17 protein-coding genes are annotated in these 16,065 nt (G+C 66.9%); 13 read left to right on the forward strand and 4 right to left on the reverse strand.

The annotated features are described in order from the left end of the window. Positions 1–7: 7 nt before the first annotated feature. The 4 genes from METFAM1_RS0104565 to METFAM1_RS0104580 all read left to right on the forward strand — a co-directional run bounded on the left by METFAM1_RS0104565 (position 8) and on the right by METFAM1_RS0104580 (position 4,641). Positions 8–619, forward strand: a complete 612-nt coding sequence (locus METFAM1_RS0104565) for an HD domain-containing protein (protein WP_019918411.1) — start codon at positions 8–10, stop codon at positions 617–619. 2 nt (positions 620–621) lie between these two features. After that, positions 622–1,560 (forward strand): sulfotransferase family protein, encoded by a 939-nt coding sequence (locus METFAM1_RS0104570; RefSeq protein WP_019918413.1) that lies wholly within the window; start codon positions 622–624, stop codon positions 1,558–1,560. Positions 1,561–1,946: 386 nt separating this feature from the next. Further along, positions 1,947–4,070 (forward strand): carboxy terminal-processing peptidase, encoded by a 2,124-nt coding sequence (locus METFAM1_RS0104575; protein WP_019918414.1) that lies wholly within the window; start codon positions 1,947–1,949, stop codon positions 4,068–4,070. A 31-nt stretch (positions 4,071–4,101) separates the two neighbouring features. Continuing rightward, positions 4,102–4,641, forward strand: coding sequence for an RBBP9/YdeN family alpha/beta hydrolase (locus METFAM1_RS0104580; RefSeq protein ID WP_019918415.1), 540 nt, complete (start codon positions 4,102–4,104; stop codon positions 4,639–4,641). A 12-nt stretch (positions 4,642–4,653) separates the two neighbouring features. On the opposite strand, the gene METFAM1_RS21315 is transcribed toward METFAM1_RS0104580, so the two are convergent. After that, on the reverse strand, positions 4,654–5,661 hold the full coding sequence (locus METFAM1_RS21315) for a methyl-accepting chemotaxis protein (RefSeq protein ID WP_019918416.1): 1,008 nt from the start codon (positions 5,659–5,661) through the stop codon (positions 4,654–4,656). A gap of 288 nt (positions 5,662–5,949) precedes the next feature. Between METFAM1_RS21315 and cysT the strand changes: the two genes are divergently transcribed. The 4 genes from cysT to METFAM1_RS0104605 are packed head-to-tail and all read left to right on the forward strand — an operon-like array spanning position 5,950 to position 9,704. Further along, the gene (cysT, locus tag METFAM1_RS0104590; RefSeq protein ID WP_019918417.1) at positions 5,950–6,783 is read left to right on the forward strand and encodes a sulfate ABC transporter permease subunit CysT; all 834 of its coding nucleotides are present in this window, start codon (positions 5,950–5,952) and stop codon (positions 6,781–6,783) included. Next, a complete protein-coding gene (cysW, locus tag METFAM1_RS0104595; RefSeq protein ID WP_019918418.1) occupies positions 6,783–7,670 on the forward strand; it encodes a sulfate ABC transporter permease subunit CysW in 888 nt (295 codons plus the stop codon). The genes cysT and cysW overlap by 1 nt, the downstream gene beginning before the upstream one ends. Further along, positions 7,667–8,731 carry a sulfate/molybdate ABC transporter ATP-binding protein gene (locus METFAM1_RS0104600; RefSeq protein ID WP_019918419.1) on the forward strand — a complete coding sequence of 355 codons (1,065 nt, stop codon included), beginning with the start codon at positions 7,667–7,669 and terminating at the stop codon, positions 8,729–8,731. Before cysW ends, METFAM1_RS0104600 begins: the two co-directional genes overlap by 4 nt. A 40-nt stretch (positions 8,732–8,771) precedes the next feature. Continuing rightward, the gene (locus METFAM1_RS0104605; protein WP_019918420.1) at positions 8,772–9,704 is read left to right on the forward strand and encodes a CysB family HTH-type transcriptional regulator; all 933 of its coding nucleotides are present in this window, start codon (positions 8,772–8,774) and stop codon (positions 9,702–9,704) included. Between the two features lie 333 nt (positions 9,705–10,037). On the opposite strand, the gene METFAM1_RS0104610 is transcribed toward METFAM1_RS0104605, so the two are convergent. After that, a complete protein-coding gene (locus METFAM1_RS0104610) occupies positions 10,038–10,982 on the reverse strand; it encodes an AEC family transporter (protein WP_019918421.1) in 945 nt (314 codons plus the stop codon). Next, entirely contained in the window at positions 10,979–12,331 is a 1,353-nt protein-coding gene (locus tag METFAM1_RS0104615; RefSeq protein WP_019918422.1) for a DNA recombination protein RmuC, read from the reverse strand. Before METFAM1_RS0104615 ends, METFAM1_RS0104610 begins: the two co-directional genes overlap by 4 nt. A 173-nt stretch (positions 12,332–12,504) precedes the next feature. Here METFAM1_RS0104615 and METFAM1_RS0104620 point away from each other — a divergent pair, with 173 nt between their 5' ends. The 5 genes from METFAM1_RS0104620 to METFAM1_RS0104640 are packed head-to-tail and all read left to right on the forward strand — an operon-like array spanning position 12,505 to position 15,650. Beyond that, on the forward strand, positions 12,505–13,788 hold the full coding sequence (locus METFAM1_RS0104620; RefSeq protein ID WP_019918423.1) for a sensor domain-containing phosphodiesterase: 1,284 nt from the start codon (positions 12,505–12,507) through the stop codon (positions 13,786–13,788). Positions 13,789–13,840: 52 nt separating this feature from the next. Next, positions 13,841–14,170, forward strand: coding sequence for a hypothetical protein (locus METFAM1_RS0104625; RefSeq protein ID WP_019918425.1), 330 nt, complete (start codon positions 13,841–13,843; stop codon positions 14,168–14,170). Positions 14,171–14,211: 41 nt separating this feature from the next. After that, a complete protein-coding gene (locus METFAM1_RS0104630; RefSeq protein WP_019918426.1) occupies positions 14,212–14,910 on the forward strand; it encodes a hypothetical protein in 699 nt (232 codons plus the stop codon). 16 nt (positions 14,911–14,926) lie between these two features. Continuing rightward, positions 14,927–15,259, forward strand: coding sequence for a heavy-metal-associated domain-containing protein (locus METFAM1_RS0104635; protein ID WP_019918427.1), 333 nt, complete (start codon positions 14,927–14,929; stop codon positions 15,257–15,259). A gap of 1 nt (position 15,260) precedes the next feature. Next, the gene (locus METFAM1_RS0104640; protein WP_019918429.1) at positions 15,261–15,650 is read left to right on the forward strand and encodes a hypothetical protein; all 390 of its coding nucleotides are present in this window, start codon (positions 15,261–15,263) and stop codon (positions 15,648–15,650) included. A gap of 18 nt (positions 15,651–15,668) precedes the next feature. Here METFAM1_RS0104640 and METFAM1_RS0104645 read toward each other — a convergent pair whose 3' ends face one another. Next, positions 15,669–16,061 carry a Na+/H+ antiporter subunit G gene (locus METFAM1_RS0104645; RefSeq protein WP_019918430.1) on the reverse strand — a complete coding sequence of 131 codons (393 nt, stop codon included), beginning with the start codon at positions 16,059–16,061 and terminating at the stop codon, positions 15,669–15,671. Positions 16,062–16,065: the final 4 nt, after the last annotated feature.

Consider the following 16,065-nt stretch of genomic DNA (forward strand, 5'->3'; position numbering starts at 1 on the left):
CGCATCCATGGACTTCTCGCCCCCGCTCGCCCGGCTGTTCGCCGCACTGAATTTCGCCGCGCTCAAGCACAGCGGTCAGCTGCGCAAGAGTGCCGACATGTCGCCCTACATCAATCATCCGATTTCGGTGGCCGACATCCTCGCCCGCGAAGGCGGCATCGCTGACCCGGACACTCTGGCCGCCGCGCTTCTGCACGACACGCTGGAGGACACCGATACCCATGTCACCGAGCTGGAAAGCCTGTTTGGCACAGAGGTCGCCGCCGTGGTGGCCGAACTGACTGACGACATGACGCTGCCCAAGCCCGAACGCAAGGCGCTGCAGATCCTGCTCGCACGCGACTACAGCGAGCGCGCGCGGCTCGTGCGCCTCGCCGACAAGATCGCCAATGTGCGAGACGTCACCCACAACCCGCCGGCTCACTGGTCGCTCGAACGGCGGCTGCGTTATCTGCTGTGGGCAGGCGAAGTAGTCGGCTCGCTGCGCGGCGTACACGCCGCGCTGGAGAGCCGCTTCGACGAAGCGCTCGAACAGGGCTTCGCCCGGCTGACCGCATTGGCTGAGATCGAAGCCTCCACTCCGGCGGCATCGGCTGCCAACGCACTGAGCGGATCCTGACCATGCCTTCACTCCGCGATGCTTCCAGCGCCTACACCGCCCCCGTCCGTGACGATGCCCGCACGCTGGCTTCGGGTCTTGCGCGCCGCCTGTCTCGCATCACGCCCGAGCGCCTGCTGCGCCACGGCAGCATCCAGCTGGAACGGGCCGGAAAACGCATTGCCCGCACGCTCACGCTGCACCCGGTACGCACGAAGCGGCCCGTCTTCATCAGTGGCTCGAACCGCTCGGGCACGCAGATGGTGTGCCGCGCGATTGGCAATTCGCCGCACGGCTGGGACTACCCGGAAGCCGATTTCTCGATCGCCTTCGAACGCTATTCGCTGCGCTCGCATGCGGTCATTGACCGGCTGATCGATTTAGCACCGGCGCCTTACGTGAGCTTCGGCAGCATCCTCGATTCGCAGTTCACCGACGCCCTGCTCGACCGTTTCGACAATTCGCGCGCGATCTGGGTGTACCGGCGCTACGAGGACGCGGTGAATTCGTCGATCCGCAGCTGGGGCAGCCACCAGAAGAACATGATGCGGCTGGTGTCGCAGGGCAAGCTGTCCCACCTCGGACCGCGCGGTCTGCGCATTGCCGACGACACGGTGGCACTGATTCGCGAGCTGTACAGTGAATCGCTGAGCGATGAGGAGTGTGGCTGCCTGTACTGGTACATGCGCAACCGCGTGTTCTTCGACCTCGGCCTGGACCGCGACCCGCGGGTGATCGCGCTGCAGTACGAGGACGCGGTACTGCACCCGGAGCGCAGCTTCCGCTCGGTGTTCCGCTTTCTCGGCGGGCCGTACCACGCATCCGTGGTGTCCGATGTGTTCGCCACCTCGGTCGGCAAGCAGGGCTGGCGCGACGTATCGGCCGAGATCGGCGAACTGTGCGACGCACTGAAGGTACGCCTCGACGCCGAACACGCACGCACGCTCGGCGGCTGGGGCTGAATGGCATCGGCCGCTGCGGCGCGACCGAGCTGCTGCATCGATAAGCATTTCACCGACAGAGAAATAAGCTAAGCAGATCTTCGTGGTTCGCGCCGCAACGGCGCGTGTCTAGAGTGGCGCCGTCCATGCACGCAGACGGAGCTCACACGATGAAATCCAGCTTCAACTCGCAGCCGCACCGGCCGCGACAGGCAACGACGGGCCGCCGTACCCGCGCAGGCACCGGCGCCCAGCACTGAGGCGCCGGCGCCCCGCGAGTGCCAGACGAGGATGAAAAAACGCCCCGACCCGGACACTTTCACACCGGTCGCCGAACAAACGGCCGCTGTTCGAGGTCGATGGCACATACTTACTTCCTTGTTTGCGCACGCGCCGGAGCACGTCTGATGAAACTGAAATCCCTCTGCCTGTTGATCGGCATCGTCGTCTCGACCAGTTCGACGTTGCACGCTGCAACACCTGCAGCCCCCACGCCGCTGCTGCGCCCGGTCGAAGCGCACGCACTGGCAGCCCAGGCGAGCGCCGAACTGTTGTCACGCTTCCACTATCAGAACGTGCCGCTGGACGACGCGCTGTCGTCGAAGATCCTCGACCGCTACCTGAAGACGCTGGACCCGGACCGCGTGTACTTCATGCAGTCGGACATCGACACCTTCAACTCGGTACGCCTGCTGCTCGACGACGCCATCCGCCAGCAGAACCTGGCGGCGCCGTTCGCCATCTACGCCCGCTATTCGCAGCGCCTGCGCGACCGCCTGACTGAAGCGCGCGCGCTGCTCGACAAGGGCTTCGACTTCGAACAGAACGAAAGCTACCGCTACGTGCGTACCGACGTGCCCTGGGCGAAGTCGGAAGACGAGCTGCGCGACCTCTGGCGCAAGCGGGTCAAGAACGACTGGCTGCGGCTGAAGCTGGCCGGCAAGGACGACGCGGCCATCCGCGAAACGCTGGGCAAGCGCTACGACCTGGCGCTGACCAATTCGAACCGGGCGAAGAGCGATGACGTGTTCCAGCTCTTCATGAACGCCTATGCCGAGTCGATCGAGCCGCATACCAGCTACCTCGGACCGCGCGCGGCCGAGGATTTCGCCATCAACATGAAGCTGTCGCTGGTCGGTATCGGCGCCGTGCTGCAGGAACGCGACGAGTACGTGACCATCCGCGAACTGGTTGCCGGCGGTCCGGCTGCGCGTTCGGAGCAGATCAAGATCGGCGACCGCATCGTCGGCGTCGCCAAGGACGAAGCGACGCCGATGGCCGACGTGCTCGGCTGGCGCGTCGATGACGTGGTCACGTTGATCCGCGGCACCAAGGACACCACGGTCGTGCTCGACATCCTGCCGGCCGACGCCGGCCCGGACGTGAAGCCGAAGCGGATCAAGCTGGTGCGCGACACCATCAAGCTGGAGAAGCAGGCGGCGGCAAAATCGGTGATCGACGCCGGCGGCCAGAAGGTGGGCGTCATCACGCTGCCGACCTTCTACCAGGACGTCGAAGCGAAGTCGCGCGCCGACGCCGACTACCGCAGCGCCAGCCGCGACGTGGCGAAGCTGCTGGCCGAACTGAAGGCGGAGAAGGTGGGCGCGGTGCTGATCGACCTGCGCAACAACGGCGGCGGTTCGCTCGACGAGGCGATCCGGCTGACCGGCCTGTTCATCGACAGCGGCCCGGTGGTGCAGCAGCGCAATCCGAAGGGGCAGATCCGGGTCGAGAAGGACAACGATGCCGGTGTCGCCTGGGACGGCCCGGTGGGCGTGCTGATCAACCGCGCCTCGGCCTCGGCCTCGGAAATCTTCGCCGCCGCGATCCAGGATTACGGCCGCGGCGTCGTGATCGGCGAAACCAGCTTCGGCAAGGGCACGGTGCAGACCCTGCTCGACATGGACGAAATGGCCAAGAGCGAAAAGCCGACCTATGGCGAACTGAAAATGACGGTCGCCCAGTTCTTCCGCGTCAATGGCGGCACCACGCAGTTGCGCGGCGTCACGCCGGACATCCCGCTGGCGCAGACGATGGACCACGAACGCATCGGCGAGTCGAGCTACGACAACCCGCTGCCGTGGACGCAGATCGCACCGGCCGATTTCCGCCCTGCCGGCAAGCCGCAGGAACTGCTGCCGCTGCTGTCCGCCCGCCATCAGGCGCGCGTGTCCCAGGACAAGGGCTATCGCGAACTGCTGGAAGATCTCGCCGAGAACGAGGCGCTGCGCAAGCGCACCGAGATTTCGCTCAATGCAGCCGAGCGGAAGAAGGAGCGCGAAGCGCAGGAAGCGCGCCTGAAGGCCCGCACGCAGTCGCGCGAGGGCGCCGACGCCGAACCGATACGCGACGACGGCCTGCAGGCCGGCGAGCGCGCGCTCGGCGCCGAACTGGCGGCCGAACAGTCGCGCAAGGCAGCGCGCGACGTACTGCTCGACGAAGCGGCCCGCATCATGGGCGACGTGGTCGACATCCTGCGCACCGACACCGCGCTGGCGCGCCGCACCGCCGGCGTGGCGGTCACGCCCTGAGCATATATATAGAGAGTAACTGGATCACCGAATGGACAGCGTACTGGTGGTGCCCGGCCTCAACGGCAGCGGCCCTGAACACTGGCAGAGCTGGATCGAGCCGCTGCTCGGCGCCACGCGCGTCGAGCAGGCGGACTGGTCGCAGCCGGATATCGATCTGTGGTCGGCGCGTGTCGTCGACGCGGTGCGGCTGGCGCCGGGCCGCGTCTGGCTGGTCGCCCACAGCTTCGGCTGCCTCGCGTCCGCGGTTGCCGCACAGACGGTGGCGGAACGCATCGCCGGCGCGCTCTTCGTCGCGCCGGCCAGCCCGGACAAGTTCGGCATCAGCGAACGCATCCCGGCCACGCCCTTCCCCTTCCCGGCTGTTGTTGCCGCCAGTCGCAACGACCCGTGGATGAAGTTCCTGACGGCCGCCAGCTGGGCCGAGCGCTGGGGCGCGCAGCTGGTCGATCTGGGCAATGCCGGTCACGTGAACACTGAATCCGGCCACGGCGCCTGGCCGGAAGGCCTCGAACTGTTCCGCCGGCTGCAGCGCAGCGCCAGCCTGATCGGCGGCACCGTGCAGGCCTGACGCCGACCGACTTCAGCTCTCGGCGCCGCTCAGCGCACGCTGGGTTTCCGCCATCTTGACGATTTCGCTGGTCGCGTTCGAGGTCTGCAGCGCCAGCTTGGCCACCTCTTCCGCCACGACGGCAAAGCCGCGCCCGACCTCGCCGGCACGCGCCGCCTCGATGCTGGCATTGAGCGCCAGCAGATTGGTGCGCTTCGAAATCTCGTTGATGACGCCGGAGATGGACAGGATCTGCTGCATGCTGTCCTCCATCTTGGCGCGCTGGTCGCGCTGCAGTTCCTGCGCCTGCTTCTCATCTGAAATGTCGCGCAGCGCACCGGCCGACTGCAGCGCTCGACCATTGGCATCGCGCACCGTGGCCGCCCGTTCGCGGAACCAGATGTAGCCGCGCGTGCGGTGGCGCAGGCGGTACTCGCACACATAGGGCGTACGGCCGCTGCTGTCGGTCAGGTGAGCGTTGAAGGCGTCGATCACGCGGTTCTTGTCGTCCGGATGCAGCACGGCGAGCCAGCTGTCCCAGGTGTCGGGAAATTCGTTGCGGCTGGCACCGAGCAGGCCACGCAGCTGGTCGGACCAGCGCACGCGATTGTCGGCGTGGTCGGGGTCGCCATCGACGATGTCGTAGGTCCAGGTGCCTTCGGTCAGTGCCGACTGCGCCAGATCGCGCTGCGCCATGTCGGCTTTCAGCGCATCGGCCTGCGCGCGCGCCTGTGCGGCTTCGTCACGCAGCGCGTCGGCATCGCGGGCGGCGCGCTCGGCGTCCGCGCGGGCCTGTCCGGTCTGTGCTTCCTGCTCGGCAAGCGCGTCGCGCATCTGCGCGAGCTGCCCGGGCAAGGCACGCAAGGCATCCAGTTCAGCCTGCATGCGTGCTTCGCGTTCCGCCATCGCACGCAATGACGACGCCAGCGGTTCAGGCAATCCGGCTGGCGGACTGGCCAGCGTGCGATTGCTGTCACGACAGCTCACGATCAGTGCAGACAGCGACTCGAAGGCCTTGCGGGAGCGGTTCAGACCGAACATGGGCAGCTTCCTTCTTGAAGGGGAATGAACACCTTCTCGGCCCGCTTGCCGCCGTCTTTAGACTTTGTATGAAAAAAAGTTGCATGCAGCGTCGATGCACTTCATCCGTGCGCTGCGCCGCACCACGGGTGTGCTGCGAGGCATGGGTTAATTCAGATCCACACTAAGCAAATCACTTCTTATTATTTCCAGTAATTAACTCCACTCCCTAAGCTCTCGCCTCGACAACATTCTTCCGGGGCGATTCATGTCACCACCTTCACGTCAGTCACCGCAGGAGCGCTTCGAATGAGCCGGCGTTCCTTCCAGGTGCTGCCCGGCTTCAAGCTGACGCTGGGTTACACGCTGTTCTACCTGTCCATCATCGTGCTGATCCCGCTGTCGGCGGTGTTCATCAAGACGGCCAGCCTCGGCCTCGCCCAGTTCTGGGACGTGGTGACGACGCCGCGCGTGCTCGCCTCGTACCGCCTGTCCTTCGGCGCCTCGCTGCTGGCCGCCGCGATCAATGCGGTGTTCGGACTGGCGCTGGCCTGGGCGCTGGTGCGCTATTCCTTCCCCGGCAAGAAGCTGGTCGATGCGCTGATCGACCTGCCCTTCGCGCTGCCGACCGCCGTGGCCGGCATCGCGCTGACCGCGCTGTACGCGCCGAACGGCTGGCTCGGATCGGCGCTGGAGCCGCTCGGCATCAAGGTCGCGTTCACCCCGCTGGGCGTGCTGGTGGCACTGGTGTTCATCGGTCTGCCCTTCGTCGTGCGCACCGTGCAGCCCATCCTGGAAGACCTCGACACCGAGCTGGAAGAAGCGGCCGCCAGCCTGGGCGCACGTCGCTGGCAAACCTTCCGCTACGTGACGCTGCCGATACTGCTGCCGGCGCTGCTGACCGGCTTCGCGCTGGCCTTCGCGCGGGCGGTCGGCGAATACGGCTCGGTCATCTTCATTGCCGGCAACATTCCGATGGTGTCGGAAATCACCCCGCTGATGATCATCACCAAGCTGGAGCAGTACGACTACGCCGGCGCCACCGCGATCGCGGTCGTGATGCTGCTGTTCTCCTTCGTGCTGCTGCTGGCGATCAACGGCCTGCAGGCCTGGACCGAAAAAGCCACCGGGAGGAACCGCTGATGGCCGCCGCCACCACACTGCACGCCGCCGCCGACGTCGCGGCGCGCTTCGAAGGCCGTGCCGCCACGCGCGAGCCGGCCTGGGTCAAATGGACGATCATCGCCGTCTCGCTCACTTTCTTCGTGCTCTTCCTGCTGATGCCGCTGATCGCGGTGTTCGTCGAGGCGCTGCGCAAGGGCTGGGACACCTATCTGGCCGCGCTGGTCGAGCCGGACGCACTGTCGGCGATCAAGCTCACGCTGATCGCCGCGGTGATCGCGGTGCCGCTGAATCTGACCTTCGGCGTGTCAGCCGCGTGGGCGATCACCAAGTTCAACTTCCGCGGCAAGCACTTCCTGATCACGCTGATCGACCTGCCCTTCTCGGTGTCACCGGTGGTCGCCGGCCTGATCTACGTGCTGGTGTTCGGCGCGCAGGGCTGGTTCGGCCCCTGGCTGCAGGAACATGACCTGAAGATCATCTTCGCCGTGCCCGGCATCGTGCTGGCCACCATGTTCGTGACGGTTCCCTTTATCGCCCGCGAACTGATCCCGCTGATGCAGGCACAGGGCAAGGAGGAGGAAGAGGCCGCGGTCGTGCTGGGCGCCAATGGCTGGCAGACCTTCTGGCACGTCACCCTGCCCAATATCAAGTGGGGCCTGCTGTACGGCGTCATCCTGACCAACGCACGGGCGATGGGCGAATTCGGCGCCGTGTCGGTGGTGTCCGGTCATATCAGGGGCCTCACCAACACCATGCCGCTGCATGTCGAAATTCTCTACAACGAATACCAGTTCGCAGCCGCCTTCGCCGTCGCGTCGCTGCTCGCCCTGCTGGCGCTGGTGACTCTGGGCGTCAAGACCTGGATCGAACACCAAGCATCCAAAGTGAAGGACAACGAAAAATGAGCATCCAGGTCCAGAACATCCACAAGGCCTTCGGCGACTTCGTCGCGCTGGGCGACGTGTCACTCGACTTCCCGACCGGCGAGCTGGTGGCGCTGCTGGGGCCCTCGGGCTGCGGCAAGACCACGCTGCTGCGCATCATCGCCGGACTCGAATCGGCGGACAGCGGCCGCGTGCTGCTCGACGGCGAGGACGCCTCCGACACCCATGTGCGCGAACGCCACGTCGGTTTCGTGTTCCAGCACTACGCACTGTTCCGCCACATGAGCGTGTTCGACAACGTGGCGTTCGGCCTGCGCATGAAACCACGCAGCCAGCGCCCGTCGGAAAAGGTGATCCGCGCCAAGGTTCACGACCTGCTCAAGCTGGTGCAGCTGGACTGGCTGGCCGACCGCTTCCCGGCCCAGCTGTCTGGCGGTCAGCGCCAGCGCATCGCGCTGGCCCGCGCGCTGGCGGTCGAGCCGCGCGTGCTGCTGCTCGACGAACCCTTCGGCGCGCTCGACGCCAAGGTGCGCAAGGAACTGCGCCGCTGGCTGCGCCGGCTGCACGACGAGCTGCACATCACCTCCATCTTCGTCACCCACGACCAGGAAGAGGCGCTCGAAGTGGCCGACCGCGTGGTGCTGATGGACCACGGCAAGGTCGAGCAGATCGGCACGCCGGAAGAGGTCTACCGTCACCCGGCCACGCCCTTCGTCTATGGCTTCCTCGGCGCGGTGAATCCCTTCCACGCTCATGTCGACGGCGACGCGCTGCGCGTCGGCGACGACCGCCTGCCGCACCTCGCCGACGGCTTCGCGCACGGCGACAAGGTGATCGCCTTCGCCCGGCCGCACGAGCTGGACATCCTGACCGACGCCGCCGCCACCGACGGCGTGCCGGCGCGGATCAGTCGCGTGCTGTCCTTCGGCGTCACCGCCCGGGTCGAGCTGGACGGACTGAATGGCGCCACCGGCCAGCACTTCGAAGTGGAACTGACACGTGATCGCGTCGCCGCACTGGCGCTGCAGGAAGGCCAGACGGTACGCCTGCAGCCGTCGCGGCTGCGCGTGTTCGCGCGCTGAAACCGGCGCCGCATCGAGACATGAAACAGAGAGAAGAACGATGAATTTCCAGCAGCTGCGCATCATCCGCGAAACCGTCAGGCGCCAGTTCAACCTGACCGAAGTCGCCAACGCGCTGTTCACGTCGCAGTCCGGCGTGAGCAAGCACATCAAGGATCTGGAGGACGAACTGGGCGTCGAGCTCTTCGTCCGCAAGGGCAAGCGCCTGCTCGGCCTGACCGAGCCGGGCAGCGAACTGGTCGAGATCGTCGAGCGCATGCTGCTCGACGCCGGCAACATCAAGCGGCTGGCCGAACAGTTCGCCCGCCGCGACGAGGGCCAGCTGCGCATCGCCACCACGCACACGCAGGCGCGCTACGCGCTGCCGCGCGTGGTGACCGAGTTCAAGCGCCTCTTCCCCAAGGTGCATCTGGTGCTGCTGCAGGCCAGCCCGACCGAAATCGTCGATCTGCTGAACGACGGCGAGGCGGACATCGGCATCGCGACCGAAACGCTGTCGGGCGCGCCCGAGCTGGTGACCTTTCCCTTCTACTCGTGGCACCACGCCGCCATCGTGCCCGCCGGCCATCCGCTGGAGGCGGTCAAACCGCTGACGCTGGAAGCGCTGGCCGAACACCCGGTGGTGACCTATCACGAGGGCTTCACCGGCCGCGCACGCATCGACGCCACCTTCGCCCGCGCCGGTCTGCTGCCGGACATCGTCATGTCCGCACTCGACGCCGACGTCATCAAGACCTACGTCGAACTGGGTCTGGGCGCCGGCATCATCGCCTCGGTCGCCTTCGACCCTGTGCGCGACAGCGGCCTGCGCCTGCTCGACAGCGAACACCTGTTCGAAGCCAACACGACGCTGATCGCGCTGCGCCGCAAGCACTACCTGCGCAGCTACGCCTACCGCTTCATCGAACTGTGCGAACCGTCGCTGAACGAGGTGACGGTTAAGGCGGCATTGAAGCCGAGCGCCGAAGACTGAGGCAGGCACTGCTGTCCGCGGGCAGCTCGCCGTCGGGGTCAGAAGACCCCTCCCACAGAACCCCGCCCCGGCTCGGGCCGCGGGTCTGGCGAATCTCCTGTGGGAGCGGCCTTGGCCGCGACGCAGCTGATGCAGACCGCCGGCTTCGATTCAGGCTGCAATCGCGAGCAAGCTCGCTCCCACCAAACCCGGCCCCGCAGGCAAACAGGGCGCCATCCTTGTGGGAGCGACCGCCGGTCGCGATGCGGCGACTGCGGTTCGCGCGCTTTGAACGGGCGCTTTCTGAGTCAAAAGACCAGGCCTGCGCGCTCCACCTCGCAAGCCGAAGAACGGTCAGACGGTCGCCGCAACCAGCGCCAGCATCAGCGGCGTGGTCAGCGCAGCGAGCGCGGTGGACATCAGCAGGCTGCTGGCCACCGGTCCCTGCATGACGTGGAACTGGCGCGACATCAGGTAGACGTTGGCGCCGACCGACAGCGAAGCGAGCAGCACCACCGCCTGCGTTTCCACCGGCGGCAGGCCGAGCAGCACGGCCAGCCCCCACACCGCCAGCGGGTGGGCAACCAGCTTCAGCACGCTGATGCTGACGCTCTGCTGCCAGCCGTCGCGCACGCCGAATTCCGCCAGTCCCATGCCGAGCGCGATCAGCGACATCGGCAGTGCGGCGTCGCCGAGCAGCTTCAGCGGCTGGTCGATCAGTGACGGCAGCTGGAAATCGGTCAGACTGAACAGCGTACCGGCGAGTATCGACGCGACCAGCGGATTGGTCAGCACGCCGCGCGCGGTCTTGCCGAAGCCGGCCAGCGTCAGCGCGCCGGTCTTCGCCCATTCGACCGACACGGTCACCAGCGTCCACAGCGTCAGCGCGTTGAACACGACCACCAGTGCGGCCGCCGGCATGGCGTCGTCGCCGAGCAGGATGCGGGTAAGCGGCAGGCCGAGCAGCACGTTGTTCGAGAACACGCCGCCCAGCGCGAACACCGACTGCGACACGCCGTCGAGCCGGAACAGCTTCGCCGACACCAGCCGGCCGAGCAGGAACACGACGAGGCAGCCGCCGAAGAAGGCGGCCAGCAGTCGCACATCGACCGGCGGCAGGCTGGCGAAACCGCTCATCAGCCGGAACAGCATGGCCGGCAACGCGATGGTGAACACGAACTTGGCCAGCGCGTCGGCCGCCGCCTTCGGCCAGCCACCCCAATGGACGATGCCGTAGCCGACGAACACCAGCACGAACAGCGGCGCGGCGAGCAGGATCTGCTGCAGCGCGGCGTTCATGCGCCGTCCTCCGGCACGTCAAGCGACTTCAGCGCGTCGGCCTCGGCGCGCTCGATGCGCACGAACTGGCCGCTGATCTTGCGGCTGGAAATGGCGACTTCCTGCACGTCGTCGTGCGCCTGGCGAATGTGGGTGGCGAGCTTTTCCATGCGTTTGTCGAACAGCGTGAAGTCCTTGGCCAGCCGGCCCAGCGCGTCACGGATCAGGTGGATCTGCTTGCGCGTCTCGACGTCCTTGAGCACGGCGCGTGCGGTGTTCAGTACCGCCATCAGCGTGGTTGGCGACACGATCCACACCCGCTTTGCCTGCGCGTAGGCGATCACCTCGGCGTGGTGGGCGTGCAGTTCGGCGAACACCGCCTCGGCCGGCAGGAACATGACCGCGCCATCCGAGGTTTCGTCGGCGATGATGTACTTGGCGGCGATGTCATCGACGTGCTTGCGCACGTCGGCACGGAAGGCCGCCTGCGCCTGTCGGCGGTCGGCTTCGGCCACGTCGGCGGCGAACATGCGGTGGTAATTCTCCAGCGGGAACTTGGAGTCGACCGCCACCCGGCCGGTCGGCTCCGGCAGCCGCAGCAGGCAGTCCACGCGCGCGCCGTTCGACAGCGTGGCCTGGAATTCGAAGGCGTCCGGCGGCAACGCGTTGCGCACCAGCGCCTCCAGCTGCACTTCGCCGAAGGCGCCGCGCGCCTTCTTGTCGCCCAGCAGTTCCTTCAGGCTCACCACACTGGTCGACAGCCCTTCGATCTTCTTCTGCGCCTCGTCGATGGTGGCCAGCCGTGCCATCACGCTGGCAAAGGTTTCGTTGGTCTTGCGGAAGCCCTCCTCCAGCCGCTCGTGCACGCGGCCGCTGAGCAGTTCGAGCCGCTCGTTCACGGTGCGGGTGAGCGATTCGATCGACGCGGTCAGCTGCACCGAGGCGTTCTGCAGCCCGTTCTGCAGTGCCTCCTGCTGCACCCGCGTCTGTTCGGCCAGTGTGGCGGCCGTCTGCGCCACCAGTTCGGTGCGCAGGGTTTCCTGGCGGCTGTTCAGCGCCGCCGACAGCTCGGCAAGCCCGACCTGCTGGGCACGCTGCAGCGCGCCGACCGCGTCGCGCGCCACGCCCAGTTCGAGCGAAATGGCGCGGCGCAGCCGCTCGTTGGCGTCGGCCTGCATGCCCACCGTGCGTTCGGTCTGCCGCTGCAGCCCCTCGTGCAGCGCCGCCAGCGTCTGCCGCTGGCTCTCCTGCGCCACGGCGTCCAGCCCGCCGCCCAGCGCACGTACACGCAGCACGAGCCAGACGACCGCAGCGAGCAGCAGCAGCTGGAGCAGACCGAATACGATGACGAACGACGGGATTTCAGGCACACGGGGTGGTCGAGGGAGAGGTTGAAAGGCGCTGCGCACGGCGGCTGCGAAGTATAGCCGGCGCCCCGCCACCGGTCGCCACAAGGGAAGAAATCCTGCGACGACATCTTCGGTTCAAGACTCGATGGTGCACTGCCGATATAGAACTCAATATTCCATTTCCGAGCGCCCCAATGGCCCACGCATCGTTATCCGTCGTCGCGGAAGCCGAGCAAGCACCCGGCGCCGACATCGTCCACAGCGCGCAGGGCGTGCTGGCCCGCTACAAGGGCCTGACGCTGACCAGCCACTTCCAGCCCATCTTCAGCGTTTCGCACTGCCGCGCCATCGGTCACGAAGGTTTGCTGCGCGCCGCCGATGCGGAAGCGAACCCGGTCGCGCCGGCCCGCGTGATCGCCGGCGCCACGCGCTACGACGACCTGCGTTACCTCGACCAGCTGTGCCGCTACCTGCACGTGAACAACCACGCCGCGCAGGACACGCACGACGGCTGGCTCTTCCTGAACATCCACCCGGAAGTGTTCCGCAGCGGCCCGGACAGCGACCTCAGCGACTTCCTGCCCGAACTGTCGGAACACCCGGACATCGATCCGCGCCGCATCGTCATCGAAGTGATGGAACAGGCGGTGTCCGAACACGCCGGTTTCGCCCGTACCGTCGAGTACCTGCGCGGCCTCGGCTGCATGATCGCGCTCGACGACTTCGGCGCCGGTCATTCGAACTTCGACCGCATCTGGACCATGCAGCCGGAAATCGTCAAGCTCGACCGCTCCTTCGCCGTCAAATCGGTCGAGGATCCGTCGGCGCGCCGCCTGCTGCCGCAGATCGTCAGTCTTATCCACGAAGCCGGCTCGCTGGTGCTGCTCGAAGGCGTCGAAACCGAAGCGCAGGCACTGGCCGCGCTCGACGCAGACATCGATTTCGTCCAGGGCTTCTACTTCGCGATGCCGGCGGCCCGCCCGGTCGACACGCGCGAAGTGAGCCCGGTGCTGAACGACCTGTGGGAACGCTTCAACACGACGCGGGGCAGCGGTGCCGCGCGCTACCGCGAGCTGATCGCGCCCTACATCCACGCCATGGGCGGTTGCGCCGTGCTGCTGGAGGAAGGCATCCCGATGGAGGAAGCCTGCCGTGGCTTCCTGCAGCTGGAGCGCGCCGACTGCTGCTTCCTGCTCGACGCCGACGGCCGCCAGGTCGGCCGCAATGTGCGCACCTCGCAGCCCTTCGGCACCGCCGACAGCCAGTACCGCTCGCTGTCGATCAACCGCCACGCACGCTGGTCACGCCGCCCCTACTTCCGTCGCGCCATCGAGCACGTCGGCAAGGTGCAGGTGACGCGCCCCTATCTGTCCATCTCGTCCGGCCTGCTGTGCGTGACCGTGTCCATCGCCTACCGCGGCTGGGACGACCAGTTGCGCGTGCTGTGCGGTGACCTGCACTGGCCGCAGGTGGTCTGAACTCGACGGCGGCGCACTTGTCTGCGTGACGGATCGCTGTCACGCTAGTCCGATGCACGCTGCCCGTCACCTCACTCTGCGCCGTCTGATCGCACTGCTGATGCTGTGCGCGTTGCCGCTGCACGCCTACGCGCTTCACTGCAGCACGCACTGTGCACTGGCCGGCGCGATGATGGACATCGACATGCCCGGCCACGACTGCGGCAGCTGCGAGGACCAGGGCGCGCAAGCGGCACTGTGTGCAGCCGCACAGGCGATCGCCATCACGCAGTCCCCCCCGCCAGCCGCAGCCGCTGGCTCGGCGGTCCTGCCGCTGCAGCACGACGCGGCCGAGCGTTCGCACATCCCCGCCCCGCTGGAGAAACCACCCAGACCGTCCTGAACCTCGCACTGTTCCGCCCCCGCATCGTTCAGGAGTCCGTCATGTTCCGTTTCACGCTGCCGCCCGCTCGCGGCAGGCGCTGTGCCGTGCCGCGCGGCTGGCTCGCGGCGCTGCCGCTGGCCGCGCTGTCGACCCAGGCCGTCGCCGGATTCTTCATTCCGCGCGACATCACCATGTTCATGTTCACCGCCTCGCCCGACAGCCAGATGGCTGAAGTGGCGCACGGCCTGCGCGCCAATCTGTCGGTCGCCGCCGGGCAGTCGCGCTACGTGTCGGACGACGGCCTGACCGAACGCCGCTACACCACCTTGCAGGCGAACTGGCTGGTGCATCGAGCCTATGGCAGCGACGGCATCACCAATGCATATATATATGGCGGACCGCTGGCCGCCCGCGGCAGCGAATTCGCCGGCACCCACAGCGGCGTGCATGGTGGATTCTGGGCCGACCACGAAACGCGGCGCATCTACGCCCGGCTGTCCACGCACGCCTATCACGCGGCCGGACACACCCAGGTGGTCACGACAGCGCAGGGGCTGTGGGCGCCCTACGCCGCCGACTACGAGGACATCGCCACCTGGATCGGCCTGCAGGCAGAGCGCCGCAGCGGCCTGACCGACGCCACCCAGATCACGCCGCTGCTGCGCCTGTTCCAGCGCCGCTGGTGGGTCGATGTCGGCGTCAGCGTCAATCGCGAGCACCGTGGCGACGCCTTCGTGAACCTCATGTTTTTGTTTTAAATTGAAAGGTAATGCAATGAATAAGATGAAGTTTTACATCATGACCATCGCGCTTTCTCTGACCGCGATGCCGGTGCTGGCTGCCAGCACGATCAAGATGCAGGTCGACGGTCTGGTATGCGCCTTCTGCGGTTCGGCGATCGAGAAGAAGCTGCGCAGCAACGCCGCCACCGCCGACGTGCTGGTTAGCCTCGAACACAAGATCGTCGCGCTGAGCCTGAAGGACGGCCAGGACATCGCCGACGACACGCTGCGCACGCAGATCACCGACGCCGGCTATCAGGTAAAGAAGATCGAACGCGTAACCGACACGCTGGACAGCCTGCGTGCCGCGCTCAAGGGCCGCTGAGATGGCGGCGCCCGAAACCGGTCTGCGCGCGACGCTGGGTGCCAGCGGCCTGTCGCTGCTGGCGAGCGGCTCGACCCTGGTGTGCTGTGCGCTGCCGGCGCTGCTGGTCGCACTCGGCGCCGGCGCCACACTGGTGACGCTGACCAGCCGGCTGCCGCAGCTGATCTGGCTGTCCGAGCACAAGGCGGCGGTGTTCGGCGTCGCCGCCGCGATGCTGGCGCTGGCGGGTGCGGCGCAATGGCGCGCCCGTTCGCTGCCCTGCCCGGCCGACCCGGCCGCGGCGCGGGTCTGCGCACGTGCCCGGCGGACATCGGCGGTGGTGTATGGCCTGTCGGTCCTGCTGTTCCTGATCGGCGGCTTCTTCGCCTTCGTCGCGCCTATGCTGCTCTGACCTAGCCGCGGCACCGGCTCAGCGCGACGCGGGCGAGGACTCGTCCGCGTCCGCCGACGGCGACACGCAGGCGCTCAGCGGCGGCGGCATGTCCTGGTCGCCGCTGTTGCGCCGGCGGAACAGCTCGGTGCGCGACAGCAGAATGGTGGTCACTGGCACGGTCAGCGACAGGAAGATGATGATGAGCCAGGCGTGCAGCGACAGCGCGCCATCCTGCACCGAGAAGTACAGGATGCTGGCCAGCGTCACGCACCAGGCGGAAAAGCTGAAGGCCAGCGCCGGCGGATGCATGCGCTGGAAGAAGCTGCGGAAGCGCACCACGCCGATCGCCGCCACCAGCGTGAACACGCCGCTCAGCGCCAGCAGCAGCGCCACCGGAATTTCGACCCACAGCGGTATCGGCGGAATCATTGCC

The sequence above is a fragment of the Methyloversatilis discipulorum genome (genome assembly GCF_000527135.1).
Lineage (GTDB): Bacteria > Pseudomonadota > Gammaproteobacteria > Burkholderiales > Rhodocyclaceae > Methyloversatilis > Methyloversatilis discipulorum.